This window comes from Kitasatospora sp. NPDC101183 (genome assembly GCF_044767945.1).
Taxonomy (GTDB): domain Bacteria; phylum Actinomycetota; class Actinomycetes; order Streptomycetales; family Streptomycetaceae; genus Kitasatospora.
In genome coordinates this window covers 120,788-146,002 of record NZ_JBIWOW010000007.1, presented here as the reverse complement: position 1 = coordinate 146,002, position 25,215 = coordinate 120,788, and the positions used below count along the sequence as shown (strand labels likewise).

The following is a 25,215-nucleotide window of genomic DNA, read 5'->3' as shown; positions in this document are numbered from 1 at the left end:
CTACAGCTTCATCAGATTGCTGTCGTCGACCGAAGCGGTGTGCCTGGTCCGGAAGATGGAGACGATGATGGCCAGCCCGACGACAACCTCCGCCGCGGCGACCACCATCGTGAAGAAGGCGATGATCTGGCCGTCCAGCGTCCCGTGCATCCGGGAGAAGGTCACCAGCGCCAGGTTCGAGGCGTTCAGCATCAGCTCCACGCACATGAACAGGACGATCGCGTTGCGGCGGATCAGCACCCCGGAGGCGCCGATGGTGAACAACAGGGCCGACAGGTACAGATAGTTGACCGGGTTCACTCCGCGCCCTCCTCGTGGTGGGGAACCGGCTCCAGGGACTTGCGGGGGCCCGCGACCGCGGGGCGCTCCGAGGACGGACGGCCCAGCCAGTCGGCCGTGCTGTTCTCCAGCTCCGCCATCCGCCGCAGCATGTCCCCGCTGACGTCACGGACCTGGCCGCGCTCGCGCAGCGTCGCCATCACCGAGTCCTCGGCCACCGTGCCGTCCGGCAGCAGCGCCGGCACGTCCACCGCGTTGTGCCGCGCGTACACGCCCGGCGCCGGCAGCGGCGGCAGCTGCAGGTTGTCGCGCACCCGCTGGGCCGCCAGCTCCCGCTGCGTCTTCGGCGCCTTCACGTGCTCACGGTGCGTCAGCACCATCGCGCCGATCGCCGCCGTGATCAGCAGCGCGCCCGTCACCTCGAACGCCCAGACGTACCGGGTGAAGATCAACCGGGCCAGGCCCGGCACGTTGCCCTCGGCGTTCGCCTCCGACAGGCCCGTGAAGTGCCCCAGCTTCGCGTGGGCGATCCCCGCGATCAGCAGCACCCCGAAGCCCAGCCCGCACAGCACCGCCGCGACCCGCTGGCCCTTCAGCTGCTCCTTCAGCGAGTCCTCGCTCGTCACGCCGACCAGCATCACCACGAACAGGAACAGCATCATGATCGCGCCGGTGTACACCACGATCTGCACCACGCCCAGGAACACCGCGCCCTGCGCCATGTAGCAGACCGCCAGCGCCAGCATCGTCGCCGCCAGGCACAGCGCGCTGTGCACCGCCTTGCGCATCAGCACCATGCCCAGCGCGCCGCCCACCGCGACCACCGCCAGCACCCAGAACTGGACGGCCTCGCCCGTGGAGGTCGTCGCGGCCCCGGCCGCGAGGTATCCGATCACGGCCGCACCTCCTTCTCCCGGTCGGTGCGCTCCTGCTGGACCGTCCCCGGCGCCGCCGCCGTGATCTCGCCCCGGTAGTACGCGCCCTCGTCGGTACCCGGGAAGATCGCGTGCGGGGAGTCGACCATGCCCTCGGACAGGCCCACCAGCAGCTGCTCCTTGGTGAAGATCAGGTCCTTGCGGGAGGAGTCCGCGAGCTCGTACTCGTTGGTCATCGTCAGCGCCCTCGTCGGGCAGGCCTCGATGCACAGGCCGCACAGGATGCAGCGGGCGTAGTTGATCTGGTAGACCGCGCCGTAGCGCTCGCCGGGCGAGTAGCGCTCCTCGTCCCGGTTGTCCGCGCCCTCCACGTAGATCGCGTCCGCCGGACACGCCCACGCGCACAGCTCGCAGCCGACGCACTTCTCCAGGCCGTCCGGGTGCCGGTTCAGCTGGTGGCGGCCGTGGAAGCGCGGGGCCGTCGGCTTCTTCTGCTCCGGGTACTGCTCGGTCAGCCGCTTCTTGAACATGGCCTTGAAGGTCACGCCGAAGCCGGCGGCCGGGCCGAGGATCGACGGCCGCTCGGGCCGGTCGCTCTGGTCGGAGGACATCTCGGTTCAGCTCCCCTCGGAATGGTCGGCGCCGCTGCGGGCGTCCTGCAGTTGCTTCTGCGCGCGGGACGGGCGGCGCGGCACCGGCGGCAGCACCTGCCCGGGCAGCGGCGGCACCGGGTAGCCGCCGGCCATCGGGTCGAACTCGCCCGCCGGGGGCGCCGGTTCGGGCTCGGGCTGCTTCTTGAGGAAGTCCCGCAGCAGCGCCAGCAGCAGCACCACGCCCACCGGCGCGCCCACGTACAGGACCACCTCGCCGAAGCCGTAGCCCTCGTTGCGCAGCGCCCGCACGCTGGCGATCAGCACCAGCCACACCAGCGAGACCGGGATCAGGACCTTCCAGCCCAGCTTCATGAACTGGTCGTAGCGCAGCCGCGGCAGCGTGCCGCGCAGCCAGATGAAGAAGAACAGCAGCAGCTGGATCTTCAGAACGATCCACAGCATCGGCCACCAGCCGTGGTTGGCGCCCTCCCAGAAGGTCGACACCGGCCACGGCGCCCGCCAGCCGCCCAGGAACAGCGTCGAGGCCACCGCCGAGACCGTCACCATGTTCACGTACTCGGCCAGCATGAACATCGCGAACTTCAGCGAGGAGTACTCGGTGTTGAAGCCGCCGACCAGCTCGCCCTCCGCCTCCGGGAGGTCGAACGGCGCCCGGTTGGTCTCGCCCACCATCGCGATGATGTACACGATGAACGACACCGGCAGCAGCGCCGCGAACCAGGTCGGCTGCTGGTGGGAGACGATCTCCGAGGTCGACATCGAGCCCGAGTAGATGAACACCGCCGCGAAGGACAGGCCCATCGCGATCTCGTAGCTCACCATCTGCGCCGCCGAGCGCAGCCCGCCCAGCAGCGGGTACGTCGAGCCGGAGGACCAGCCCGCCAGCACGATCCCGTAGATGCCGATCGAGGCCGTCGCCAGGATGTACAGCAGCGCCACCGGGAAGTCCGTCAGCTGCAGCGGGGTGCGGGTGCCGAAGATCGACACCTCGTCACCGGCCGGGCCGAAGGGGATCACCGCGAAGGCCATGAACGCCGGGATCGCGCAGACGACCGGGGCCAGGACGTAGACCACCTTGTCGGCGCCCTTGACCACCAGGTCTTCCTTCAGCGCCAGCTTCACGCCGTCCGCCAGCGACTGCAGCAGGCCCCAGGGGCCGTGCCGGTTCGGCCCGATGCGCAACTGCATCCAGGCCACCACCTTGCGCTCCCACACGATCGCGACCAGCACCGTCCCGACCAGGAACGCGAAGCAGAACACCGCCTTCAGCAGCACCAGCCACCACGGGTCCTGCCCGAAGAAGTGCAGCGTCTCGTACGGCTGCGGAGTCATCGCGCCTCCCCTTCGGCTTCGACGGCCTCGACCTCGGCGACAGGCGCCGGGCCGGCCGCGGCGATCGTCACCAGATGGCCCACCGTCGTGCCGAGGGCGCGCTGCGCGCCGCCCGGCGTCGAGTTGAGCGGCACCCACACCGTCCGCTCCGGCAGCGAGTCCGCCACCTCCAGCGGCAGCGTCAGCGAGCCCACCGGGCCCGTCAGCCGCAGGCCCTCGCCCTCCACCGCGCCGATCTCCCGGGCCGTCGCCGAGGACAGCCGGGCCACCGCCGCGTGCCGGGTGCCCGCCAGGTGCGGGTCCCCCTGCTGCAGCGAGCCCTCGTCCAGCAGCAGGCGCCAACCCGCCAGCACCGCCTGGCCGGTGGCCGGGCGGGGCAGCACGCCCGGGTGCGCCGACGGGGCCGCCGGGCGCTCGCCCTCCCAGGGGGTGAAACGGTCCAGCTCCAGCCGCGCCGCCCGGACGTCCGGCAGGCCGAGCCTGTGGCCCAGCGCGTCCGCCAGCATGTCCAGCACCCGCAGGTCCGACTGCAGATGACGGGTCGCCTGCTGGTCCGGCTTCAGCGCGGCCTCGAACATCCGCACCCGGCCCTCCCAGTCCAGGAAGGTGCCCGCCTTCTCCGCCACCGCCGCCACCGGCAGCACCACGTCCGCGTGCGCCGTCACCGCCGAGGGCCGCAGCTCCAGCGACACCACGAACGGCACCGCCGCCAGCGCCTCCTCGGCCAGCGCCACGTCCGGCAGGTCGTCCACACCGACCCCGCCGACCAGCAGCGCGTCCAGATCACCGCGCGCCGCCGCCGTCAGCAGCCCGCCGGTGTCCCGGCCCGGGCGGGAGGGCAGCTCCGCGACCCCCCAGACCTCCGCCGCCTCCGCCCGCGCCGCCGCCGAGGCCACCGGGCGGGCGCCCGGCAGCAGCGAGGGCAGCAGGCCCGCCTCCACCGCGCCGCGCTCGCCCGCCCGGCGCGGCACCCAGGCCGTCCGGGCGCCCGTCGCGTGCGCCAGGCGCAGCACCGCCGTCAGCGCGCCCGGCACCGCGGCCAGGCGCTCGCCCACCAGGACCACCGCGCCCGGGCTGCGCAGCAGCTCCGCCGCCCGGCCCGCCTCGTCCGTCAGCGGCTCCTCCGAGGCCAGCGCCCCGAACCACTCCGCCTCCGTCCCCGGCGCCGCCGGCAGCAGGACGCCGCGCAGCTTCGCCAGGCCCCGGGAGGCGAACGCCGCCACGGAGAAGACCCGCCGGCCCTTCGCGCGGGAGGCCTTGCGCAGCCGCAGGAAGACGATCGGCGACTCCTCCTCCGGCTCCAGGCCCGCCAGCAGCACCACCGGGGCCTGCTCCAGCTCCTCGTACGAGAGGCCGGTGCCGTCCACGTCCACCCCGCGGCCGGCCACCGCCGCCGCCAGGAACTCCGCCTCCTCGCCGCTGTGCGGGCGCGAGCGGAAGTCCACGTCGTTGGTGCCCAGCACCACCCGAGCGAACTTCCCGTACGCGTACGCGTCCTCGACCGTCACCCGGCCGCCCGCCAGCACGCCCGTACGGGCGCCGCGCAGGCCCTCGGCCGCGCGGGCCAGCGCCTCCGGCCAGGAGGCGGGGACGAGTTCGCCCTGGGCATCGCGCACCAGCGGGCTCGTCAGGCGGTCGCGTTGCTGGGCGTAGCGGAAGGCGAAGCGGCCCTTGTCGCAGTTCCACTCCTCGTTCACCGCCGGGTCCTCGCCCGCCAGGCGGCGCAGCACCTTGCCCCGGCGGTGGTCCGTGCGCTGCGCGCAGCCCGCCGAGCAGTGCTCGCACACGCTCGGCGAGGACACCAGGTCGAACGGGCGGGAGCGGAACCGGTACGCGGCCGAGGTCAGCGCGCCCACCGGGCAGATCTGGATGGTGTTCCCGGAGAAGTACGACTCGAAGTCGTCGCCCTCGCCGGTGCCGACCTGCTGCAGCGCGCCGCGCTCCACCAGGTCGATGAACGGGTCCCCCGCGATCTGCTGCGAGAAGCGGGTGCAGCGCGCGCACAGCACGCAGCGCTCCCGGTCCAGCAGCACCTGGCTGCTGATCGGCAGCGGCTTGGCGTAGGTGCGCTTCATCCCGTCGAAGCGGGAGTCCGCGGCGCCGCTGGACATCGCCTGGTTCTGCAGCGGGCACTCGCCGCCCTTGTCGCAGACCGGGCAGTCCAGGGGGTGGTTGATCAGCAACAGCTCCATCACGCCGCGCTGCGCCTTCTCGGCCACCGGCGAACTGAGCTGGGTGCGCACCACCATGCCCTCGGCGACGGGGATGGTGCAGGAGGCGACCGGCTTGCGCTGGCCCTCCACCTCGACGATGCACTGCCGGCAGGCGCCGGCCGGGTCGAGCAGCGGGTGGTCGCAGAAGCGCGGGATCTGGGTGCCGATCGTCTCGGCGGCCCGGATCACCAACGTCCCCTTGGGGACCTGCACTTCGACGCCGTCGATGGTGAGCGTGACCAGTTCGACCGCCGTCCCGGAGGCGTTTGGCTCTGTGATCGTCACGCGTGCACCTCCCTTTCGGTGGCGGACGGGTGGCCGGGGCGGGGGCCGTCGGCCCAGACGGTGGAGGCGGCCGGGTCGAACGGGCAGCGGCGCTCGGCCAGGTGCTGCTCGTACTCGGCCCGGAAGTGCTGCAGCGAGGAGACGATCGGGCTGGCGGCGCCGTCGCCCAGGGCGCAGAAGGACTTGCCGTTGATGTTGTCGGCGATGTCGAGGAGCTTCTCGAGGTCCCCCTCGACGCCCTCGCCCGCCTCGATCCGCTTGAGCAGCTGGACGAGCCAGTAGGTGCCCTCGCGGCAGGGGGTGCACTTGCCGCAGGACTCGTGGGCGTAGAACTCCGTCCAGCGGGTCACGGCCCGCACCACGCAGGTGGTCTCGTCGAAGACCTGCAGCGCCTTGGTGCCGAGCATCGATCCGGCCGCGCCGACGCCCTCATAGTCCAGGGGGACGTCGAGGTGCTCGTCGGTGAACATCGGGGTGGAGGATCCGCCCGGCGTCCAGAACTTCAGCCGGTGGCCGGCGCGGACGCCGCCGCTCAGCTCCAGCAGCTGGCGCAGGGTGATGCCGAGCGGGGCCTCGTACTGGCCGGGGTTGGTGACGTGGCCGGACAGCGAGTAGAGCGTGAAGCCGGGGGACTTCTCGGTACCCAGGCCCTTGAACCACTCCTTGCCGCGGGCCAGGATCGGCGGGACCGAGGCGATGGACTCCACGTTGTTGACCACGGTCGGGCAGGCGTAGAGGCCGGCGATCGCCGGGAACGGCGGCCGCAGCCTCGGCTGGCCCCGGCGGCCCTCCAGGGAGTCCAGCAGCGCCGTCTCCTCGCCGCAGATGTACGCGCCGGCGCCGGCGTGCACGGTGATGTCGAGGTCGATGCCGGAGCCGAGGACGTTCCGGCCCAGCAGCCCGGCCTCGTACGCCTCGGCGACGGCCGTGTGCAGGCGGCGCAGCACCGGGACGACCTCGCCGCGCAGGTAGATGAAGGCGTGGTCGCAGCGGATGGCGTAGGAGGCGATGATCATGCCCTCGATCAGGGCGTGCGGGTTGGCGAAGAGCAGCGGGATGTCCTTGCAGGTGCCCGGCTCGGACTCGTCGGCGTTGACCACCAGGTAGTGGGGCTTGCCGTCGTTCTGCGGGATGAACTGCCACTTCATCCCGGTGGGGAAGCCCGCGCCGCCGCGGCCGCGCAGGCCGGAGTCCTTGACCAGGGCGATCACGTCGTCCGGGGCCATGGCCAGGGCCGCCTTGAGGCCCTCGTAGCCCTGGTGGCGGCGGTAGGTGGCGAGCGTCCAGGGGCGCGAGTCGTCCCAGGAGGCGGACAGGACGGGGGTGAGCAGCTTCTCGGCCGGCTCGGCGGAGGTCATCACGCTTCGGTCCCTTCGCTGGTGCCGCCGGTCTCGGGGCGCGGGGAGACGATGCGGGCGCCCGGGGTGCCGGGCAGGGCCTCGCCGCGGGCGAGCCGCAGGCCGGCGAGCGAGGGGTCGCCGCCGGCGCCGGACTCGTCGTTGGCACCCGGGCGTTCGTCCGGGAAGCCGGCCAGGATGCGGGCGGTCTCCTTGAAGCCGCAGAGCCGGGCTCCGCGGGTGGGACGGACCTCGCGGCCGGCCCGCAGGTCGTCGACCAGCCGCTTGGCGCTCTGCGGGGTCTGGTCGTCGAAGAACTCCCAGTTGACCATCACCACGGGGGCGTAGTCGCAGGCGGCGTTGCACTCGATGTGCTCGATCGAGATCGCGCCGTCCGCGGTGGTCTCGTTGTTGCCGATGCCCAGGTGCTGCTGGAGCTCGGCGAAGATCTGGTCGCCGCCGAGGACCGCGCACAGGGTGTTGGTGCAGACCCCGACGTGGTACGTGCCGGCGGGGCGCCGGCGGTACATGGTGTAGAAGGTCGCCACGGCCGTGACCTCGGCGGTGGTCAGCTCCAACTGCTCGGCGCAGAAGCGGATCCCCGTCGCGCTGACGAAGCCCTCCTCGGCCTGCACCAGGTGCAGCAGCGGCAGCAGCGCCGAGCGGGGCTGCGGGTAGCGGCCGATCAGCTCGGCGGCGTCGGCGGCGAGGCGGGCGTGCACCTCCTCGGGGTACGGCTTGGCCGGCAGTGCCGGCAGTCCGAGTTCGACATTGGTCACCGGTCCACGCCTCCCATCACCGGGTCGATCCCGGCCACCGCGACGATCACGTCGGCCACCTGGCCGCCCTCGCACATCGCCGCCATCGACTGCAGATTGGTGAACGACGGGTCCCGGAAGTGCACCCGGTAGGGGCGCGTCCCGCCGTCGCTGACCACGTGCACGCCCAGCTCGCCCTTGGGGGACTCGACCGCGACGTACGCCTGGCCGACCGGGACGCGGAAGCCCTCGGTGACCAGCTTGAAGTGGTGGATCAGGGCCTCCATGGAGGTGCCCATGATCGTGCGGATGTGGTCGAGTGAGTTGCCCATCCCGTCGGGGCCGACGGCCAGTTGGGCCGGCCAGGCGATCTTCTTGTCGGCCACCATGACCGGGCCCGGGCGCAGCCGGTCCAGGCACTGCTCGACGATCCGCAGCGACTGGTGCATCTCCTCCAGGCGGATCAGGAAGCGTCCGTAGGAGTCGGCGGTGTCGGCGGTGGCGACCTCGAAGTCGTAGTCCTCGTAGCCGCAGTACGGCTCGGACTTGCGCAGGTCGTGCGGCAGGCCGGTGGCGCGCAGGATCGGGCCGGTGGCGCCGAGGGCCAGGCAGCCGGCCAGGTCCAGGTGGCCGACGTCGACGAGGCGGGCCTTGAACACCGGGTTGCCGGTGGCGAGTTTGTCGTACTCGTGCATTCGGGAGCGGATGGTGCGCACGGCCTCGCGGATCTGGTCGACGGCGCCGGGCGGGAGGTCCTGGGCGAGGCCGCCGGGGCGGACGTACGCGTGGTTCATCCGCAGGCCGGTGACCAACTCGAAGGCGTCCAGGATGAGTTCGCGGTCGCGGAAGCCGTAGATCATCAGGGTGGTGGAGCCGATCTCCATGCCTCCGGTGGCCAGGCAGACCAGGTGGGAGGAGATGCGGTTGAGCTCCATCATCATCACGCGGATGACACTGGCGCGGTCCGGGACGTCGTCGGTGACGCCGAGCAGCTTCTCGACGGCCAGGCAGTAGGCGGTCTCGTTGAACAGCGGGGTCAGGTAGTCCATGCGGGTCACGAAGGTGGTGCCCTGGACCCAGTTGCGGAACTCCATGTTCTTCTCGATGCCGGTGTGGAGGTAGCCGATGCCGCAGCGGGCCTCCTTCACCGTCTCGCCGTCGATCTCCAGGATCAGCCTCAACACGCCGTGGGTGGACGGGTGTTGTGGGCCCATGTTGACGATGATGCGCTCGTCGTCGGCGCGGCCGAGCGCCTCGACGACCTCGCCCCAGTCGCCGCCGGTGACGGTGAAGACCCGGCCCTCGGTGGTGTCGCGGGACCGGGCTTCCCGCGCCTGTTCGTCGTGCGAGGTGTTCATCAGCTGTACGACCTCCGCTGGTCGGGTGCCGGGATCTGGGCGCCCTTGTACTCGACGGGGATGCCGCCGAGCGGGTAGTCCTTGCGCTGCGGGTGGCCCAGCCAGTCGTCGGGCATCATGATCCGGGTGAGCGCCGGGTGGCCCTCGAAGACCAGGCCGAAGAAGTCGTAGGCCTCGCGCTCGTGCCAGTCGTTGGTCGGGTAGACGGCGACCACGGACGGGATGCGCGGGTCCGCGTCCGGGGCGGTGACCTCCAGGCGGATCAGCCGGGTGTGGGTGATCGAGCGCAGGTGGTAGACCGCGTGCAGCTCGCGGCCCTTGTCGCCGGGGTAGTGCACGCCGCTGACGCCCAGGCACAGTTCGAACCGCAGCGCCGGGTCGTCGCGCAGCAGGCGGACGGTCTCCAGGAGGTGGGCGCGGTCGACGTGGAAGGTCAGCTCGCCCCGGTCGACGACGGTCTTCTCGATCACCTCGGCCGGGTCCAGGCCCTGTTCCTCCAGCGCGCCCTCCAGCTCGTCGGCCACCTCGTCGAACCAGCCGCCGTACGGGCGTTCGCTCGGGCCGGGCAGCACGATCGGTGCGGCGAGGCCGCCGAAGCCGGAGGTGTCGCCGCTGCCCTGGGCGCCGAACATGCCCTGGCGGCGGCCGACCACCTCGACGGGGATCTCGCGCACCGGCTGCTCGCGGCGGGTCTCGGGTACCTGGTCGTTCATCGCAGCTGCCCCCGCATCTCGCTGATCGGGGTCGCCTGCAGGGCGAGCGCCTCGCCCAACTCCTCGGCCCGGCGCCGGTTCACGCCCAGCGGCTCGTGCTGGATCTTGTCGTGCAGCTTCAGGATGGCGTCCATCAGCATCTCCGGGCGGGGCGGACAGCCGGGCAGGTAGATGTCCACGGGGACGATGTGGTCGACGCCCTGCACGATCGCGTAGTTGTTGAACATCCCGCCGGAGGAGGCGCAGACGCCCATCGAGATGACCCACTTGGGGTTGGCCATCTGGTCGTACACCTGGCGCAGCACCGGGGCCATCTTCTGGCTCACCCGGCCCGCGACGATCATCAGATCGGCCTGGCGGGGGGAGCCCCGGAAGACCTCCATCCCGAACCGGGCCAGGTCGTAGCGGCCGGCGCCGGTGGTCATCATCTCGATCGCGCAGCAGGCCAGACCGAAGGTGGCGGGGAAGAGTGACGCCTTGCGCACCCAGCCGGCGGCCGTCTCCACGGTCGTGAGCAGAAAGCCGCTCGGCAGCTTCTCCTCGATTCCCATCAGATCCCTCTCAATGCCCTCAAGATGCCCTCAAGTCCTCGGATACGTCGACCGGTCGGGGCGAGCCCTCGGTGGCTCGCCGCCTGGTCGGCTGGTCCGCTTGTCCGCGCGTTCACAAGGGGAGGCGCGGACCGGCGAACGCACCGCCGGCCGACGGGTGGGCGGCCGCCCGCGCTCAGTCCCACTCCAGGCCGCCGCGACGCCAGACGTAGGCGTACGCGACGAAGACGGTGGCGATGAACAGGAGCATCTCGACCAGCCCGAAGATCCCCAGGGCGTCGAAGGTCACCGCCCAGGGGTAGAGGAAGACGATCTCGATGTCGAAGACGATGAAGAGCATCGCCGTCAGGTAGTACTTGATCGGGAACCGACCGCCGCCCACGGGCTGCGGGGTCGGCTCGATGCCGCACTCGTACGCCTCCAACTTGGCCCGGTTGTAGCGCTTCGGGCCGGTGAGAGAGGCCATCACGACGGAGCCGACCGCGAACGCCGCCGCGATGGCACCGAGTACGAGGATCGGCGCGTAGGCATTCATAGCCCCCGCTCCCTCCGTCCAGTCGTCCTTGACTGCAGATCGGAACCGGCGGGTCACACAGAGGTGAACCCGCGCTCCGGTTCCCGTGATCCGCCTCATGTGAGGCAGTTCACAAGGCCCGGAGTGAGCGCATCCTATGCCTGTTGGCTTGTGATCTGCGACACGCAGTTCATGGGCATCTTTGTGATCTACGACACTGTGTGGGGTGGCCTGAATGTGAGCATGCCCATAAATGTCAACGCAAAGAAGTCAAATGGTCACAAGCAGTCGCAATTGCTTGTGGAGTTGCTGGTCGGGGGCGTGCTTCTATATCAACTATGCGTCGGGGGCGGCAAATTTCTGGGCGTCATGTTGACGTGTTATAGCGGCTCACTCTGAGGGGTGGTGGTGGGGGGAACGTGTGCTTGACCCTTCGTTCACAAGCGCGCGAGTGCGCGCGTGGGGGTCCTTTCCCCCTCCCCCTCCCCCTCCCCCTCCCCCACCCGCCCGCCGCCCGCCGCCCGCCGCCCGCCGCCCGCCGCCCGCCGCCCGCCGCAGTGTTGCCCATGCTGGGCCGGCCGGTCCCAGCACGCGGCCATCGCGTGCGCTCGCGCACTCACTCACCTGCGGCGCCGCGCTCCCGCGCGCCCGCACTCCCGCATCCCTCGGTGCCCACGCTCCCGCGTGCCCGGATGCCCTCGCGCCCTACGCAACTCGTGCGCCTCGTGCACCGTGTGCATCTTGTGCACTGTGTGCGCCTTGTGCACCATGTGCGCCTCATGGCCCTGTGCGCCCTCGCGCCCATCGCGCGCGCTCGCGCGGCGCCCATCGCGCCCTGCCCGCTGTCCCTCGGCGGGAGGCCTTCTCCCATTCCGGGCCCGCCCCTTCTGGGCGGGCGGCCCCTACCTGGCGCGTCCCTCTGTTCCCAGCCCTCTTCCGGGGCCTGCCTTCGCTCTGCGGCGCTCCCTCCTACCTCCCTTTCCCTGTCTCCTGTGGGCCGGCCCGCCCTTCTGACGGGTGCCTGCCCTTGAATCCGCCCTCGCCCTTCGGGCTGTGGGCCGGCTACCGGTTGCCGACCGCCTGTTCCCACACCCAGGCCGCGATGCCCACCCGGTTACGGGCCCCGAGCTTGCGCTGGATGTTGGCGAGATGGTTCTTGACCGTCCCTGGTGAGATGAACAACCCGGTGCCGATCTCGGCGTTGGTCGCGCCGTCGGCCACCAGCTCAGCGATCTCCCTTTCTCTCGACGTCAGTTCCTCCTCCGAGCCGGTTATCAGCGGCCCGGTCACGGCCGGACCGGTGCCCGCCCCGGCCTCGGGGGCCTTCTCCCCGACCGCCATGTGCCGCAGCAGCCGCACCGTGACCTGCGGGCTGATCAACGCGTCCCCGGCCATCGCCGCCCGGACCGCCTCGATCAGCAGCACCGGACCCGAGCGTTTGAGCAGGAACCCCGCCGCACCGTGCCGCAGAGCCGTGTGTACGTACTCGTCCAGGTCGAAGGTCGTCACCACGACGACCTTGCACTGGCCCTCCAACTGCCGCGTCACCTCCAATCCGTCGAGCTTCGGCATCCGGATGTCCGCAAGCACCACGTCCGGTTTCAGCCGCCGCGCCTCCTGCACCGCCATCGTGCCGTCGGCCGCCTCCGCGACGACCGTCATGTCCGGCTGGGCGTCCAGGACCATCCGGAACGCGCTGCGGACGTCCGCCTGGTCGTCGGCGATCAGGACCCTGATCGGCCCCACACCACTCCTCATACGTGCAACTCCCCGCTACTCGTCTGCTCTTGCTCCTGCACCGGCCGACCCCGGCCGCCGCGACGGGCCGCTCCCTCCACGGGGAGCGCGACCGCCACCCGCCAGGAGTCCCCCTCGTGCGGACCGGCTTCGAGCGAGCCGCCGAGGGCCTCCACTCGGGCCGTCAGACCGGGCAGCCCGCTCCCGCCGCCGCGCCGCGGCCGCTCCGGGGCCTGGTGCCGGCCGTCGTTGGTCACGGTCAACTCCAGCCACCCGCCTGTGTGTCGGGCCCGGACCGCCACGGTTCGCGCGGCCGGGGCGTGCCTCCTGACGTTGGTCAGTGCCTCGACGACGATCCGGTGGACCGTGCCCTCCACCTCCCGGGGCACCGGCTGCTCCGGGAGGTCCAGGTGGACCGCCGTACCTCCAGCTGCGGTGAACTGCTCTGCCACCTGGACGAGTTCGGCCAGGCCCGGCTGCGGGCCCCGGCCGCCGCCGTCCTCGGTGCGCAGCAGGTGGACCGTCCGGTCCAGCGAGGCCAGGGCCCGCTGGCCGGCCTGCTCTATCCGCTCGAACATCTCGACGGCGCGGGCCGGGTCGATCGCGGCGAGGTAAGCCCCGGCCTGAGCCTGGGCGACCATGCCGCTCACGTCGTGGGCCACGAAGTCGTGCAGGTCGTGGGCCAGTTCGAGCCGCTGGGAGCGCTTGGCCTCGGCCACCGCGCGGTGCCTGGCGTCCTCCAGGCCGCGCAGGTAGAGCCCGATCAGGATGGTCGGCAGCGAGAGGAGTGCCCCGAAGCCGAAGAGGTCCAGCGCATCGAGCGGGCCGTCGGCCAGGCCGAAGCGGGAGGGCCAGAGCGTCACCGCGCCGCAGGCCGACCAGACCGCCACCGCGCAGCGCATCCCCTCCTGCGCGCGCAGGGTGAGGACCACCGCCAGCAGCAGGCCAGCCACCTCGACCAGGCCGACCGCGCCCGGCCAGCGCTCCGCTTCCGTCCAACGGCCGGCGATCCAGACGCAGATCGTGACCGCCGCGGAGACCGCGCCGAGCGTGGCCGTCACAGCCGTCATGCTGTACCGCCGGCTCGCCGGGCGGGCGAGCAGCAGGAACACCGGAAGAACCGCCGACAGGATCTGAGACATGGCCACCTCCTCTCTTCGTGTGCCGACAGATTACGACAGCGGCGTAGGGGTCCGCCTGTGCCGATCGGCATATATCACAGGGGTGTTGAGCTGCGGGGATGTGCCGATCGGCACTGCCGGGAGCTCCGGTTCGGGGGCCAGTCTCGATGCGGCGCGGTCGGCGCCGGGAGTCGGCCCGGGAAGGGGTTCGCAGCATGTCGAAGAACGTGGTCGTGGTCACGAGTGGGGATCGGATCTCCGGGCGGGGAGCCAGGGGCTCCATGGACGGGGTCGCGCCCCCGCCGCAGTGGGTCGAGCTGGCTGCCAAGGCCGCCGCGCTGACCGCGGTGCCCTCGGGGCTGTGGCGGATCGTGTTCGGGTTCGGTGTGCCGCTCGGCTTCACGGGGGCGACGATGGCCGCTTTCGCCGAGCACCAGCCGGGGTGGGGCACGGTCTACTGCGTGGCGCTGAGCGCGCTGGCCGAGGTGCTGACGTTCCTGACCATGGGGTTGGTCCGGCCCTGGGGGCGGGTGGTGCCGCGCTGGATACCGGTGCTCGGCGGCCGGCGCGTCCGTCCGCTCGCCGCGATCGTGCCGGCCCTGGCGGGCGCGGTGGTGCTCACCGTACTGGGGATGCGTGCGTTCTTCGGCGGTTGGGCGCAGGACATGGCCCAGCCGGATTCCCCGCACGGGTTCGCCGGCCTGGTGATGACGGCGGCCTATCTGCCTCTCGTGGCCTGGGGGCCGCTGCTCGGCATCGTCACCCTCGACTACGCGCGCCGCACGCTGCTGCGGCGGCAACGGTGACAGCGGCGGGGGCCGAAGGCGATCACTGCGGTTCGCCGTCCTATCGGCACGGACGACGCCGGCCTTGAGGCCGCCCAATGTGCCGATCGGCCTATTTCTCACGCTGGTTGAGCAGCTGGAACAGCCCGATCGGCACTGCTGCGGAGGCCTCGCGAAGGGTCAGTCTTGAGTCGTCGGACCGGCGGAGGAGCCGGTCCGGGAAGGGAGTTCACCGCGATGACGAAGCTCATGATCAAGGCCCGGCCCGCGCAGCGGGTACGGGTGGCCGCCGCCGGGATGCCGCCCGCGCCGCGGTGGGCCGAGCTGGCCGCCATGGCCGCCGCGCTGACCACGGTGCCCTCGGGGCTGTGGCGGATCGCCTTCGGGTTCGGTGTGCCGGTTGGGCTCAGCGGTGCCACGGCCGCCGCCTACGCCGAGCACCAGCCGGGGTGGGGCACGGTCTACTGCGTGGCGCTGAGCGCGCTGGCGGAGACGCTGGCTTTCCTGACCATGGGGTTGGTCCGACCCTGGGGGCGGGTGGTGCCGCACTGGATACCCGTGCTCGGCGGCCGACGGGTCCACCCGCTCGCCCTGATCGTTCCGGCCGCGCTGGGGTCGGCGGGTCTGACGAACGTGGGCGTCATGGCGCTGACCGGCGGGTGGAGCCGCAACATGGCGGATCCGGACGCCCCGCACGGTCTCGGCGGCGCGGTGATGACTCTGGCCTACCTGCCCCTGGTCTTCTGGGGGCCGCTGCTCGGCATCGTCACCCTCGACTTCGCCCGCCGCGCGCTGCAGCGGTGAGGACCGGGGGCAGGAGGCCGGGGCCGGGCGGCGGTCAGGCGGGGACGGACTGCGGCGAGGCCTCGGCTCCGGTGGCGGGTTCCGGGGCGTGGTCGGGGGCCGGGGCGGTGCGGCGGCCCCACTCCGTCGCCACCAGCACCAGGGCTCCGCCGAGCAGGGCGAGCGGGCCCATCCGGTTGCCGGCGACGGTGATGCCGAAGACGGCAGCCCAGAGCGGTTCGGTGCCGAGCAGCAGGCTGACCCGTGACGGCGAGCTGGCGCGGACCGCCCAGGTCTGAACGAAGAAGGCGAACAGCGTGCAGAACAGGGAGAGGTGGAGCAGCCAGGCCCACTGGCCGGCTCCGTACGAGCGGGCGAGGGTCCAGGGCGCGGGCCCGACCGACAGGGCGACGACGGCGAACACGGAGGTGGCGGTGGCGAGTTGGATCCAGGTGATGGCGAGGGTGTCGGTGGTGCGGATGGCCCTCACTCGGGCGGTGGCGAGGACGAACGCCGAGCGGACGAGGGCGGCGCCCAGGACGAGCAGATCGCCGAGCGTGGGCGGGCGCAGCCCGCCGTCCCCGGTGAGCAGGGCCACGCCGAGGACGGCGAGCCCGGCCGCCGCGAGGAAGGCGCGCGGCGGTGCGGTGCGGCGCAGGGCGCTCTCCCCGAGCGGGGTGAGCACCATCGCGAGGCTGATGATGAGCCCCGCGTTGGTGGCGGAGGTGTGCACCGCTCCGTAGGTCTCCAGCAGGAAGATCCCGCTGAGGCCGAGCCCCAGGCCGGCGCCGCCGAGCCACTCGGCGCGGGTGAGACGGCGCAGTGCGGGCCAGGCGAGGGCGCCGAGGAGCGGCAGCACCAGGCCGAACCGCAGGACGAGCATCGCCACCACCGTCCGGGGTTCGGCGACCCGTTGGACGGCCAGGAAGCTCGACCCCCACACGACCGCCACGAGCAGGACGGGCAGGTCGCGCAGCATCGGCGAGGACGAGGAAGACGACGAGGACACGGACAGGGAGGCAGGCATGAGGAAGAACCCTCCGAGCGGACGGAAGCGGCGGGCGCGAGTACCGTACGGCGTCGGACGGACCCTGGTGTCGGGTGGAAGGCCCGGCAGCGAGCGGGGCGGAGCATGGGGCCGGGGTGCGCCATCTTCGCGCATGGGCCCGCCGGTGATCAATGCCCACGCGGGGCCGCTGCGGGTCAGACAGCGGGCGGGCCACTCGCAGCGGCACAGCGTACGGAGCCGGCAGGGGTGTCAGCCCTGAGGCGCTGGCGGGTCCGGCGACGGGGCCCGTGACGGGTCCGGCGGACGTGTCCGGTGGCGGCGGCGCGGGACACCGCGCCGGTGGTCGGGTCGTTGCTGCGGCCGCACCAACGACCCGACCACCCCCGGACCGCCCGCCGCCCCACCCGTCCACCGGCCCCGCCGGACCCGCCGGACCCGCCGGACCCGCCGGACCCGCCGAGCGGACACCTTCCCCGGCCCTCTACCGGAGGATCACCCGGCCGTGGATGATGCCTCCATGACAATCCAGCCGTCCACCACCCCACGGAAGGCCCGTCACATGAACCGCAGACACTGGGCAGTGGTCGCAGCCGCCACGGTCCTCCCGCTCGCCGTGAGCACGGGTACGGCCGTCGCGGACGCACCCCGGTCCGCAGGCGCGCCCGCCGCCACCTGCACCTACACGCCCGCCGTGCCCGCCGACAACTTCAAGGGCATCCCGGTCTTCGATCCCGAGGAGGCCGCGGAGCCGTACCGCGCGACGCTGAGGACGAGCCAGGGCTCGATCACCTTCGAGGCTCTGACGGACAAGGCGCCGTGCACCACCTTCTCGTTCCGGTTCCTGGCCGAGAACGACTACTTCGACCGCACCCACTGCCACCGGCTCACCACCCAGCGGCTGTTCGTGCTCCAGTGCGGCGACCCGACCGGGACGGGCAGCGGCGGCCCGGGCTACTCCTTCCCGGACGAGAACCTGACCGGCGCCACCTACCCGGCCGGCACGGTCGCGATGGCCAACGCCGGGCCGAACACCAACGGAAGCCAGTTCTTCTTCGTCTGGAAGGACACCAAACTCTCCCCCGCCTACACCCCGTTCGGCCGGGTCACGGCCGGGCTGGACGTCCTGCAGAAGATCGCCGCCGGCGGCGAGGACGACCAGAACAACCCCGGCGACGGCTTCCCCAACCTGCCCGTGAACATCCGCCACGTGAAGATACGCACGCACTGACCGGGCAGGACGGCGCCCGGCCTGCCTCCGCCGCTCCCGTACGGTGGCAGCACCGACCACACCGCACGGGAGCAGCGTTCGCATGGACAGCCGGATCTGGGAGAGCGTCGACCACCTGGTCGCCTGGCTCGACGAGGAGAGTACGCAGTCGCCCCAGGAGGAACGCCTGTTGCGGCTCCTCAAGCTCTCGGAGGAGGTGGGGGAGGTCGGCGCGGCGGTGATCGGCGCGACGGGCCAGAACCCTCGCAAGGGCGTCACCCATACCTGGGAGGACGTCCAGCACGAGCTCTGCGACGTCGTGTTCAGCGCACTCGTCGCCCTGCGGACACTCACCCCCGACGCGCCCCGGGTGTTCGCCGAGCGCCTGGCCTACGTCGAACGGCGCTCCGCGGCCTCCCGCGAGCCTGCGCGGCCGGAACAACCGGAACAACCGCAGAAGTCAGCGACGTCGCGGAAGGCGGAGAAGCCGGAGAAGCCGGAACAGCGAGAGCGGCGGGAGCAGCCGGAAGACTGACCGGGGACGCCGGAAGCACACCCAGGACCGCGGGCCTGCCGACCAGGAACCGGCGGGCCCGCACCCCCGGCCGGCCCGGCCCCGGGCTCCGCGTCTACGCGTTGGGTGCGACCTTCGCCAGCCCGTTGATGATCCGGTCCATCGCGTCGCCGCCCTGCGGGTCGGTGAGGTTGGCGAGCAGCTTGAGGGTGAAGCGCATCAGCATCGGGTGGGTGAGCCCGCGCTGGGCGGCGAGCTGCATGACCTTCGGGTTGCCGATGAGCCTCACGAAGGCGCGGCCCATCGTGTAGTAGCCGCCGTACACGTCCTTGAGGATGCGCGGGTACGCCTGCAGGGCGCGCTCGCGGCCGGTGGCGGTGACGCGGGCGTGGGCCTGGACGATGACCCCGGCGGCGATCTGGCCGGATTCCATCGCGTAGGCGATGCCCTCGCCGTTGAACGGGTTGACCATGCCGCCGGCGTCGCCGACGAGCAGGAGCCCGCGGGTGTAGTGCGGCTGCCGGTTGAAGGCCATCGGCAGGGCGGCGCCGCGGATCGGGTCGGTCATGTTCTCGGGGGTGTAGCCCCACTCCGCGGGCATGCTGGCGCACCAGGCCTTGAGGACCTCGCGCCAGTCGAGTTCGCCGAAGGCGGGAGAGGAGTTGAGGATGCCCAGACCGACGTTGGAGGTGCCGTCGCCCATACCGAAGACCCAGCCGTAGCCGGGCAGCAGCTTGCGCTGGCTGCCGCGGGTGTCCCACAGCTCCAGCCAGGACTCCAGGTAGTCGTCGTCGTGCCGCGGCGAGGTGAAGTACGTCCGGTAGGCGACACCCATCGGCCGGTCCTCACGCCGGTGCAGGCCCATGGCGAGGGAGAGCCGGGTCGAGTTGCCGTCCGCGGCGACGACCAGCGGGGCCCGGAAGACGACCGGCCGCTTCTCGTCGCCGAGCTTGGCGGTGACGCCGACGATCCGCCCGGTGCGCTCGTCCAGGACGGGCCCGCTGACGTTGCACCGCTCGTAGAGCCGGGCGCCGGCCTTCTCGGCCTGGCGGGCCAGCACCTCGTCGAAGTCCGCGCGCTTGCGCACCAGTCCGTAGTCGGGGAAGGAGGCCAGCTCGGGCCAGTCCAGTTCCAGCCGGACGCCGCCGCCGATGATCCGCAGGCCCTTGTTGTGCAGCCAGCCGTTCTCGGTGGAGACGTCGATCCCCATGTCCACCAACTGCTTGGTGGCGCGCGGGGTCAGGCCGTCGCCGCAGACCTTCTCGCGCGGGAAGGCGGTCTTCTCCAGCAGCAGCACGTCCAGCCCGGCCTGCGCCAGGTAGTACGCGGTGGTGGACCCGGCCGGGCCGGCGCCGACCACGATCACGTCCGCCGTGCTCTCGACCACGGCGCCCTCCCCCGAGGCGTCCGGCTTCGTCAGATCGGCTGCTGCGGTCTCGGACACGGTGGGCACTCTCCTGGAAACTGCGGTGGGGAGGACAAGCGGGGCAAGCGAGGAACAGCGGGGTGTAACGGGCAGTCTACGGGCGGCCGACCTCCCCGAACCGCTGGGCGGACGGGGCGACGGGGCTGCGGGCCGACGGGCCGACGGGCCGACCGAGCGACCGAGCGACCGAGCGACCCGGCGACCCGGCGACCGAGCAGCTAGGCGGCCTTGTACGCCCGGTGCACGGCCACGATGCCGCCGGTGAGGTTCCGCCAGGCGACCTTGGACCAGCCGGCCTCCTGCATCAGCGCGGCCAGCGCGGGCTGGTCGGGCCAGGCCCGGACGGACTCGGCGAGGTAGACGTACGCCTCCGGGTTGCTGCTGACGGCGGTGGCCAGCGGCGGCAGGGCGCGCATCAGGTACTCGATGTAGACGGTGCGGAACGGCGTCCAGGTCGGCGTCGAGAACTCGCAGACCACCACCTTGCCGCCGGGCTTGGTGACCCGGAGCATCTCGCGCAGTCCGGCGACGGTGTCCTGGACGTTGCGCAGCGCGAAGGAGATGGTGACCTGGTCGAAGGTGTCGTCCGCGAACGGAAGCTTGGTGGCGTCCCCTGCGGTGAAGGCCAGTTCGGGGTGGCGGCGCTTGCCCTCCTCCAGCATGCCGACGGAGAAGTCGCAGGGCACGACCTTGGCCCCGGCCTCGAGGAAGGGGATCGAGGAGGTGGCGGTGCCGGCGCCGAGGTCGAGCACGAGGTCCCCCGGACCGGCGGCCACCGCCTCGGTCACCGCCCGGCGCCAGGCGCGGGCCTGGCCGAGGGAGAGCACGTCGTTGGTGCGGTCGTACTTGGCTGCGACGTCGTCGAACATCGCGGCGACTTCACGCGGCTGCTTGTCCAGGGAGGCTCGGGTCACGACCCCATTGTTCACCCTGTGACGCGGAGCCCGACCAAGGGGGCACGCCAACGCGGCACACGAACCGCCGGAGACGGACCTAACCGCAGGCACGCGCCCGGCCTCAACCCAGCCCGGCCTCAACCCACCCCCGCCTCACCGCACCCCCGCCTCAGTGCAGCCCGCGCCGCCCGCCCGCCCGTCGGCGCCGCCGGGAGCGCTTGCCCTGCGTTATGGCGGGCATCCCCTCGGCCAGCGCCCCGGTGGCCAGCGCCAGGTTGGCGGCCAGCCGCCCCTGCCCGCTGCGGAAGGCGACGGCGCGCCGGTACCGCCGGATGCGCACCACGCAGATGAGGAAGCCCACGATCGCGACCGGCACGCTGAACCGGGCCAGCCCCACGCCGACGGGCTGGGGGTAGGTGTCGCCGCAGATCCGCACGGCGCCGGGGTCGTCGGCGGCGTGCTCCAGGCAGATGGTGTCGCCGAGCCGGGTGCCGTCCGCGAGCGGCAGCGCGGCCGCGGTGTGCGACTGGCCGGCGGCGCGGTAGCTGACGGCGCTGTAGCTGCCGCCGCCGGTGGGCAGCTGGGTGACGACGCCTTCGACTCTCACCGGGTGGGCCTCGATCCGGTCGGCCTGGTCGGCCTGGCGCCAACCGAGCAGGCACATGCCGACGGCCAGTACGGCGCTGAGCACGGCGGCGAGGTACCAACCACGGCCCAACCGCGGGATGCGCGGCGGGGGGACGGTCGCGGTTCGCATGGTTCCTGTCCTGGCTTGCCTTCGGGGCCTGGGACGGGGCCCCGCCACCCGCGGGCACGGGCGGTGGTGTGGTGAGGGTCGGGCGGGGTGATCTGTTCGGGATCGTATCCGCTGGCGGCCCCTCAGGTCACGGCGAAGCCGCAATCACCCCCCGCTCCGCACACCGGAGTTCAGGAGCACACGAAGGAAGTCCCGGTCACCGCAAGCGAATCCGACTACTGACGAGTACGTCACACTCGCACGCCCCCACGCAGGTCACGACGCCCCCCGGCAGGTCACGACGCCCCTCAGCGCCGCCGGTACACCAGCCGCCCGCCCAGCACGGTGGCCAGGCACCCGCCCGCCGCAGGCTCCACCCGATGCTCCCCGCCGCCGAGCGCGAACACCGCGAAGTTCGCCCGGCCGCCGGCCTCCAGACGCCCGAAGGCGGCCTGCTCGAACGCCAGCCCCTCCAGGGGGTCCAACGGCCCGGAGCCCTCCACTTCCCCCGGCAGTGCCAGGCCCCCCGGCAACGCCAGGACCCCCGACCGCGCCACCGCCGTCCGCACCGAGGCCCGCTCGAAGGGCCCGGCCACCGCCGTCACCCCGTACCCGAGCATCCGCTGCAGCCCGCGCCGCGCGCTGGCCCCGCACCGCACCTCGTCCCCGGAGCCCGCCAGCGCGTCCGCGACCGGCTCCGCCCCGACGCCCTCGCGCGGGTCCGGGTGGTAGTCGTGCTCCAGTAGCCGGTGCCCGTACCGCTGGCGCAGCCCGGGCGCGAGCACCGAGCCCGCACCCCAGTCCCGCACGCGCGCGCCGACGTGCGCGCCCGCCAGCGAGGCGTACGGCCCGACCGCCACCACCGTCTCGCCGCTCACCACGACCGCCCCGTCCGCCAAGGACGACGCGCCCGGATCCGACAGCAGGAACGCCGCCCGGTGCAGGGTCAACACAGCCGCACCGGCCCTCAGTTGTCGAGGATCTTGAGCTCCGGGTGCGCCGTCCCGCCCTCGATCGCCGTGGAGGCGATGTGCGAGGCGACGCGCGGGTCCACCGGGTCGTTGGCCGGGTCGTCCAGCACCCGCAGGTGCTCGTACGTGGTGGCGCGCTGCGCCGGGACGCGGTCGGCGGCGCGGATCAGGTGGATCAGCTCGGTGAGGTTGGAGCGGTGCTTGGCCCCGGCCGCCGAGACAACGTTCTCCTCCAGCATGACCGACCCGAGGTCGTCCGCCCCGTAGTGCAGCGACAGCTGGCCCGCCTCCTTGCCGGTGGTGAGCCAGGAGCCCTGGATGTGGGCGATGTTGTGGAGGAAGAGCCGCGCGATGGCGATCATCCGCAGGTACTCGAAGACCGTGGCCTGGGTCGAGCCCTTGAGGTGGTTGTTCTGCGGCTGGTACGTGTACGGGATGAAGGCGCGGAAGCCGCCGGTGCGGTCCTGCACGTCGCGGATCATCCGCAGGTGCTCGATCCGCTCGGCGTTGGTCTCGCCGGTGCCCATCAGCATGGTGGAGGTGGACTCCACGCCGAGGCCGTGCGCGGTCTCCATGATCTCCAGCCAGCGCTCGCCCGACTCCTTGAGCGGGGCGATGGCCTTGCGCGGCCGCTCCGGGAGCAGCTCGGCGCCGGCGCCGGCGAAGGAGTCCAGGCCGGCCTTGTGGATCCGGGTGATGGCCTCCTCGACGGAGACCCCCGAGATCTTCGCCATGTGCTCGACCTCGGAGGCGCCCAGCGAGTGGATCACCAGCTGCGGGAAGTCGGCCTTGATCGCGGAGAAGGCGCGCTCGTAGTACTCCACGCCGTAGTCGGGGTGGTGCCCGCCCTGGAACATGATCTGGGTGCCGCCGAGTTCGACGGTCTCGGCGCAGCGGCGCAGGATCTCGTCGAGCTCGCGGGACCAGCCCTTGTCGCTCTTCGGCGGCACGTAGAAGGCGCAGAACTTGCAGGCCGTCACGCACACGTTGGTGTAGTTGATGTTGCGCTCGATGATGTACGTCGCGATGTGCTCGGTGCCGGCGTAGCGGCGGCGGCGCACCGCGTCGGCGGCGGAGCCGAGCGCGTGCAGCGGCGCCGAGCGGTACAGGTCGAGCGCCTCCTCCGGGGTGATCCGGCCGCCGGCGGCGGCGCGGTCGAGCACGGCCTGCAGGTCGGTGCTGGACGCAACGAGGGCGGTGGCTGCGAGCTCGGTCACCTGGCGGCCTTCTCTCTTCTCGGGGGCCGGACGACGGGGCGTCCGGGTACGGCCGAACCAGCCTACGCCAGCTCATTTCGGCCACCGGCCCCAGCCCGTCGCCCCTGGCCGGGGCGTCCACCCCGGCGTCTGCGCCGAGGTCCACCCCGGAGTCCGCGCGGGCGTCTACCCCGGCGTCTACCCCGGCGTCTGCGCGGGCGTCTGGGCGGGCGTGCCCCCGTCCACCTTGTGCAGGGTCCCGGACGGGTTGCCGGCGCCCGGGTCGGCGGAGGTGAACCGGAGGGTGCCGTCGCCCTGGAGGGTGAGCGTCTCCGCGTTGCTGCCGCTGGTGCAGGCGCCGGGGATGGAGGAGTGGACGAGCCGGGACTGGAAGACGAGCTTCCCCTCGGAGACGGACTTGAGGGTCCAGGCGCCGTCGCAGCTGATCGAGATCAGCCCGGTGAGGGCGTTGCGGCTGGTGGTGCCCTCCTGGCCGACCGCGACGGGACGGACGGTGACCGTGGTGGTCCCGGCCGCCAGGCCCTTCTCCGTCACCATGTCCCCGCGCCAGGTGCCCACGAACGAGGCCGGCACCGCCCCTCCCCCCGTGGACGCGGAAGGCGAGGACGAACCAGAAGCAGAAGCAGAAGCCGTCGACGTGACCGGAGCCGGCTGCGGCGTCACCGTCGTCGTCGGCCCGGCGAGCGGCCCCACCGGCGCCGGGGCCCGGTGCAGCCAGGCGTACAGCCCGTACCCGCCCCCGGCGAGCAGCGCGACCGCCGCCGCGCAGACCACCGCCACGACCCCGCTCCGCGCGCCCCGCCTCCGCCCCTCGCCCGGCGCCGTGCCCGAAAAACCCGTGCCCGAACCCGCGTTCGAACCCGCATCCGCACCCGAAGCCACCGGCGACTCAGCAGGGCCCTCCCCCTCCAGGTCCAGCAGCCCCACCGCCGCCCGCCCCACCCCGGCCGCGAGCGCGGACGGCAGCCAGGCACCCTGCGCCAGCCGCCCGGCCGCCGAGCCGTCCGGGTCGAGCAGGATCCGCAGCTGCCGCGGGCTGGGCCGGTTGGCCGGGTCCTTGGCGAGGCACCGCAGGATCGTGGCGCGCAGCGGCCCGGTCAGCCCGGAGACGTCCGGTTCCTCGTGCAGCACCCGGTACAGCAGGACGGCCGCGCTGACGCCCTCCCCGAACGGGTGAATCCCGGTGGAGGCGAAGGCGAGGACGGCGCCGAGCGAGAAGACGTCCCCGGCCGGCCCCGGGTTGAGCCCGTTGGCCTGTTCGGGCGACATGAACCCGGGCGAGCCGACCACGTACCCCGACTGGGTGAGCCCGCTGGTCGCGTCGAGGGCCCGGGCGATGCCGAAGTCGATCAGCCGGGGCCCGTCCAGGGTGAGCAGCACGTTGGACGGCTTGACGTCCCGGTGGACGAGGCCGAGCCCGTGGACGTGCCCGAGCGCCTCGGCGAGGCCGACACCGAGGGCCCGGACGGACGGTTCGGGCAGCGGGCCGGACTCCCGGACGGCGTCTCCGAGGGCGGGCCCGGCGACGTAGCCGGTGGCGACCCAGGGCTGGGGGCCTTCGGTGTCGGCGTCCAGGACGGGCGCGGTCCAGGTGCCGCCGACGCGGCGGGCGGCGGCGACCTCCCGCCGGAACCGGGCGCGGAACTCGGCGTCGTCGGCGAGTTCGCCGCGCACCACCTTGACGGCGACGGTGCGCCCGCCGGCGGTGCGGCCGAGGTAGACGCGGCCCATCCCGCCCGCGCCCAGCCGCCTCAGCAGCCGGTAGGCGCCCACCTGGCGGGGGTCGTCCGCCTCCAGAGCCCGCATGCCGTACGCTCCCCTCGCTCGCGTCGCCCCACGGGCGCGCCGGGAGCAGGCCCCCCGCTCCCGGGCAGACCGTACCGGGCCGGGCCGCCCGCGCACCGGCCAACCCGCCAGCCGCACCCCGCCGCGACCGAGCCGTGATCCGAACCCCTGACCCGCGCCGCGATCCGCGCCGTGACCC

23 protein-coding genes and 1 pseudogene are annotated in these 25,215 nt (G+C 72.6%); 4 read left to right on the top strand and 20 right to left on the bottom strand.

What is annotated here, in order from left to right:
* From nuoK to ACIRRS_RS11630, 13 genes and pseudogenes are all read right to left on the bottom strand, one after another.
* Positions 1–300, bottom strand: coding sequence for an NADH-quinone oxidoreductase subunit NuoK (gene nuoK, locus ACIRRS_RS11690; RefSeq protein ID WP_402968343.1), 300 nt, complete (start codon positions 298–300; stop codon positions 1–3).
* On the bottom strand, positions 297–1,172 hold the full coding sequence (locus tag ACIRRS_RS11685) for an NADH-quinone oxidoreductase subunit J (RefSeq protein WP_402968803.1): 876 nt from the start codon (positions 1,170–1,172) through the stop codon (positions 297–299). Before ACIRRS_RS11685 ends, nuoK begins: the two co-directional genes overlap by 4 nt.
* Positions 1,172–1,765, bottom strand: a complete 594-nt coding sequence (gene nuoI / locus ACIRRS_RS11680; RefSeq protein ID WP_402968340.1) for an NADH-quinone oxidoreductase subunit NuoI — start codon at positions 1,763–1,765, stop codon at positions 1,172–1,174. Before nuoI ends, ACIRRS_RS11685 begins: the two co-directional genes overlap by 1 nt.
* Before the next feature lie 6 nt (positions 1,766–1,771).
* Positions 1,772–3,100: an NADH-quinone oxidoreductase subunit NuoH gene (gene nuoH / locus ACIRRS_RS11675; protein WP_402968338.1), complete on the bottom strand. Its 1,329-nt coding sequence runs from the start codon at positions 3,098–3,100 to the stop codon at positions 1,772–1,774.
* Positions 3,097–5,598: an NADH-quinone oxidoreductase subunit G gene (locus ACIRRS_RS11670; protein WP_402968335.1), complete on the bottom strand. Its 2,502-nt coding sequence runs from the start codon at positions 5,596–5,598 to the stop codon at positions 3,097–3,099. Before ACIRRS_RS11670 ends, nuoH begins: the two co-directional genes overlap by 4 nt.
* Positions 5,595–6,956, bottom strand: coding sequence for an NADH-quinone oxidoreductase subunit NuoF (gene nuoF, locus ACIRRS_RS11665; protein ID WP_402968332.1), 1,362 nt, complete (start codon positions 6,954–6,956; stop codon positions 5,595–5,597). Before nuoF ends, ACIRRS_RS11670 begins: the two co-directional genes overlap by 4 nt.
* Positions 6,956–7,714: an NADH-quinone oxidoreductase subunit NuoE gene (nuoE, locus tag ACIRRS_RS11660; RefSeq protein ID WP_402968329.1), complete on the bottom strand. Its 759-nt coding sequence runs from the start codon at positions 7,712–7,714 to the stop codon at positions 6,956–6,958. Before nuoE ends, nuoF begins: the two co-directional genes overlap by 1 nt.
* The gene (locus ACIRRS_RS11655) at positions 7,711–9,051 is read right to left on the bottom strand and encodes an NADH-quinone oxidoreductase subunit D (protein ID WP_402968326.1); all 1,341 of its coding nucleotides are present in this window, start codon (positions 9,049–9,051) and stop codon (positions 7,711–7,713) included. Before ACIRRS_RS11655 ends, nuoE begins: the two co-directional genes overlap by 4 nt.
* Before the next feature lie 14 nt (positions 9,052–9,065).
* Positions 9,066–9,764: pseudogene (locus ACIRRS_RS11650) on the bottom strand (NADH-quinone oxidoreductase subunit C); the annotation flags it as partial.
* Complete coding sequence (locus ACIRRS_RS11645) at positions 9,761–10,315, bottom strand: NADH-quinone oxidoreductase subunit B family protein (RefSeq protein ID WP_196952813.1); 555 nt, start codon at positions 10,313–10,315, stop codon at positions 9,761–9,763. The gene ACIRRS_RS11645 and the pseudogene ACIRRS_RS11650, both read right to left, overlap by 4 nt.
* 175 nt (positions 10,316–10,490) lie before the next feature.
* Positions 10,491–10,850: an NADH-quinone oxidoreductase subunit A gene (locus tag ACIRRS_RS11640; RefSeq protein ID WP_030060100.1), complete on the bottom strand. Its 360-nt coding sequence runs from the start codon at positions 10,848–10,850 to the stop codon at positions 10,491–10,493.
* A 1,041-nt stretch (positions 10,851–11,891) separates the two neighbouring features.
* Positions 11,892–12,515, bottom strand: a complete 624-nt coding sequence (locus ACIRRS_RS11635; RefSeq protein WP_402968800.1) for a response regulator — start codon at positions 12,513–12,515, stop codon at positions 11,892–11,894.
* 68 nt (positions 12,516–12,583) lie between these two features.
* Entirely contained in the window at positions 12,584–13,708 is a 1,125-nt protein-coding gene (locus ACIRRS_RS11630) for a sensor histidine kinase (RefSeq protein WP_402968322.1), read from the bottom strand.
* 194 nt (positions 13,709–13,902) lie between these two features.
* On the opposite strand from ACIRRS_RS11630, the gene ACIRRS_RS11625 reads away from it, so the two are divergent.
* On the top strand, positions 13,903–14,493 hold the full coding sequence (locus tag ACIRRS_RS11625) for a hypothetical protein (protein ID WP_402968319.1): 591 nt from the start codon (positions 13,903–13,905) through the stop codon (positions 14,491–14,493).
* A 216-nt stretch (positions 14,494–14,709) separates the two neighbouring features.
* A complete protein-coding gene (locus ACIRRS_RS11620; RefSeq protein WP_402968317.1) occupies positions 14,710–15,276 on the top strand; it encodes a hypothetical protein in 567 nt (188 codons plus the stop codon).
* A gap of 34 nt (positions 15,277–15,310) precedes the next feature.
* On the opposite strand, the gene ACIRRS_RS11615 is transcribed toward ACIRRS_RS11620, so the two are convergent.
* A complete protein-coding gene (locus ACIRRS_RS11615; protein WP_402968314.1) occupies positions 15,311–16,282 on the bottom strand; it encodes a DMT family transporter in 972 nt (323 codons plus the stop codon).
* 499 nt (positions 16,283–16,781) lie between these two features.
* Between ACIRRS_RS11615 and ACIRRS_RS11610 the strand changes: the two genes are divergently transcribed.
* Positions 16,782–17,492 carry a peptidylprolyl isomerase gene (locus ACIRRS_RS11610; RefSeq protein WP_402968311.1) on the top strand — a complete coding sequence of 237 codons (711 nt, stop codon included), beginning with the start codon at positions 16,782–16,784 and terminating at the stop codon, positions 17,490–17,492.
* An 82-nt stretch (positions 17,493–17,574) separates the two neighbouring features.
* Entirely contained in the window at positions 17,575–18,006 is a 432-nt protein-coding gene (locus ACIRRS_RS11605) for a MazG-like family protein (RefSeq protein WP_402968308.1), read from the top strand.
* Between the two features lie 94 nt (positions 18,007–18,100).
* Here the strand turns inward: ACIRRS_RS11605 and ACIRRS_RS11600 are convergent, their stop codons facing one another.
* The 6 genes from ACIRRS_RS11600 to ACIRRS_RS11575 form a co-directional block, all read right to left on the bottom strand.
* A complete protein-coding gene (locus tag ACIRRS_RS11600; protein WP_402968797.1) occupies positions 18,101–19,372 on the bottom strand; it encodes a geranylgeranyl reductase family protein in 1,272 nt (423 codons plus the stop codon).
* A 257-nt stretch (positions 19,373–19,629) separates the two neighbouring features.
* On the bottom strand, positions 19,630–20,325 hold the full coding sequence (locus ACIRRS_RS11595; protein WP_402968305.1) for a demethylmenaquinone methyltransferase: 696 nt from the start codon (positions 20,323–20,325) through the stop codon (positions 19,630–19,632).
* Between the two features lie 151 nt (positions 20,326–20,476).
* Entirely contained in the window at positions 20,477–21,064 is a 588-nt protein-coding gene (locus tag ACIRRS_RS11590) for a hypothetical protein (protein WP_402968302.1), read from the bottom strand.
* A gap of 287 nt (positions 21,065–21,351) precedes the next feature.
* A complete protein-coding gene (locus tag ACIRRS_RS11585; protein WP_402968299.1) occupies positions 21,352–21,996 on the bottom strand; it encodes an imidazolonepropionase-like domain-containing protein in 645 nt (214 codons plus the stop codon).
* A 14-nt stretch (positions 21,997–22,010) separates the two neighbouring features.
* Positions 22,011–23,231 carry a cyclic dehypoxanthinyl futalosine synthase gene (gene mqnC, locus ACIRRS_RS11580; protein ID WP_402968296.1) on the bottom strand — a complete coding sequence of 407 codons (1,221 nt, stop codon included), beginning with the start codon at positions 23,229–23,231 and terminating at the stop codon, positions 22,011–22,013.
* 177 nt (positions 23,232–23,408) lie between these two features.
* Entirely contained in the window at positions 23,409–25,037 is a 1,629-nt protein-coding gene (locus ACIRRS_RS11575; RefSeq protein ID WP_402968293.1) for a serine/threonine-protein kinase, read from the bottom strand.
* Between the last annotated feature and the right edge of the window lie 178 nt (positions 25,038–25,215).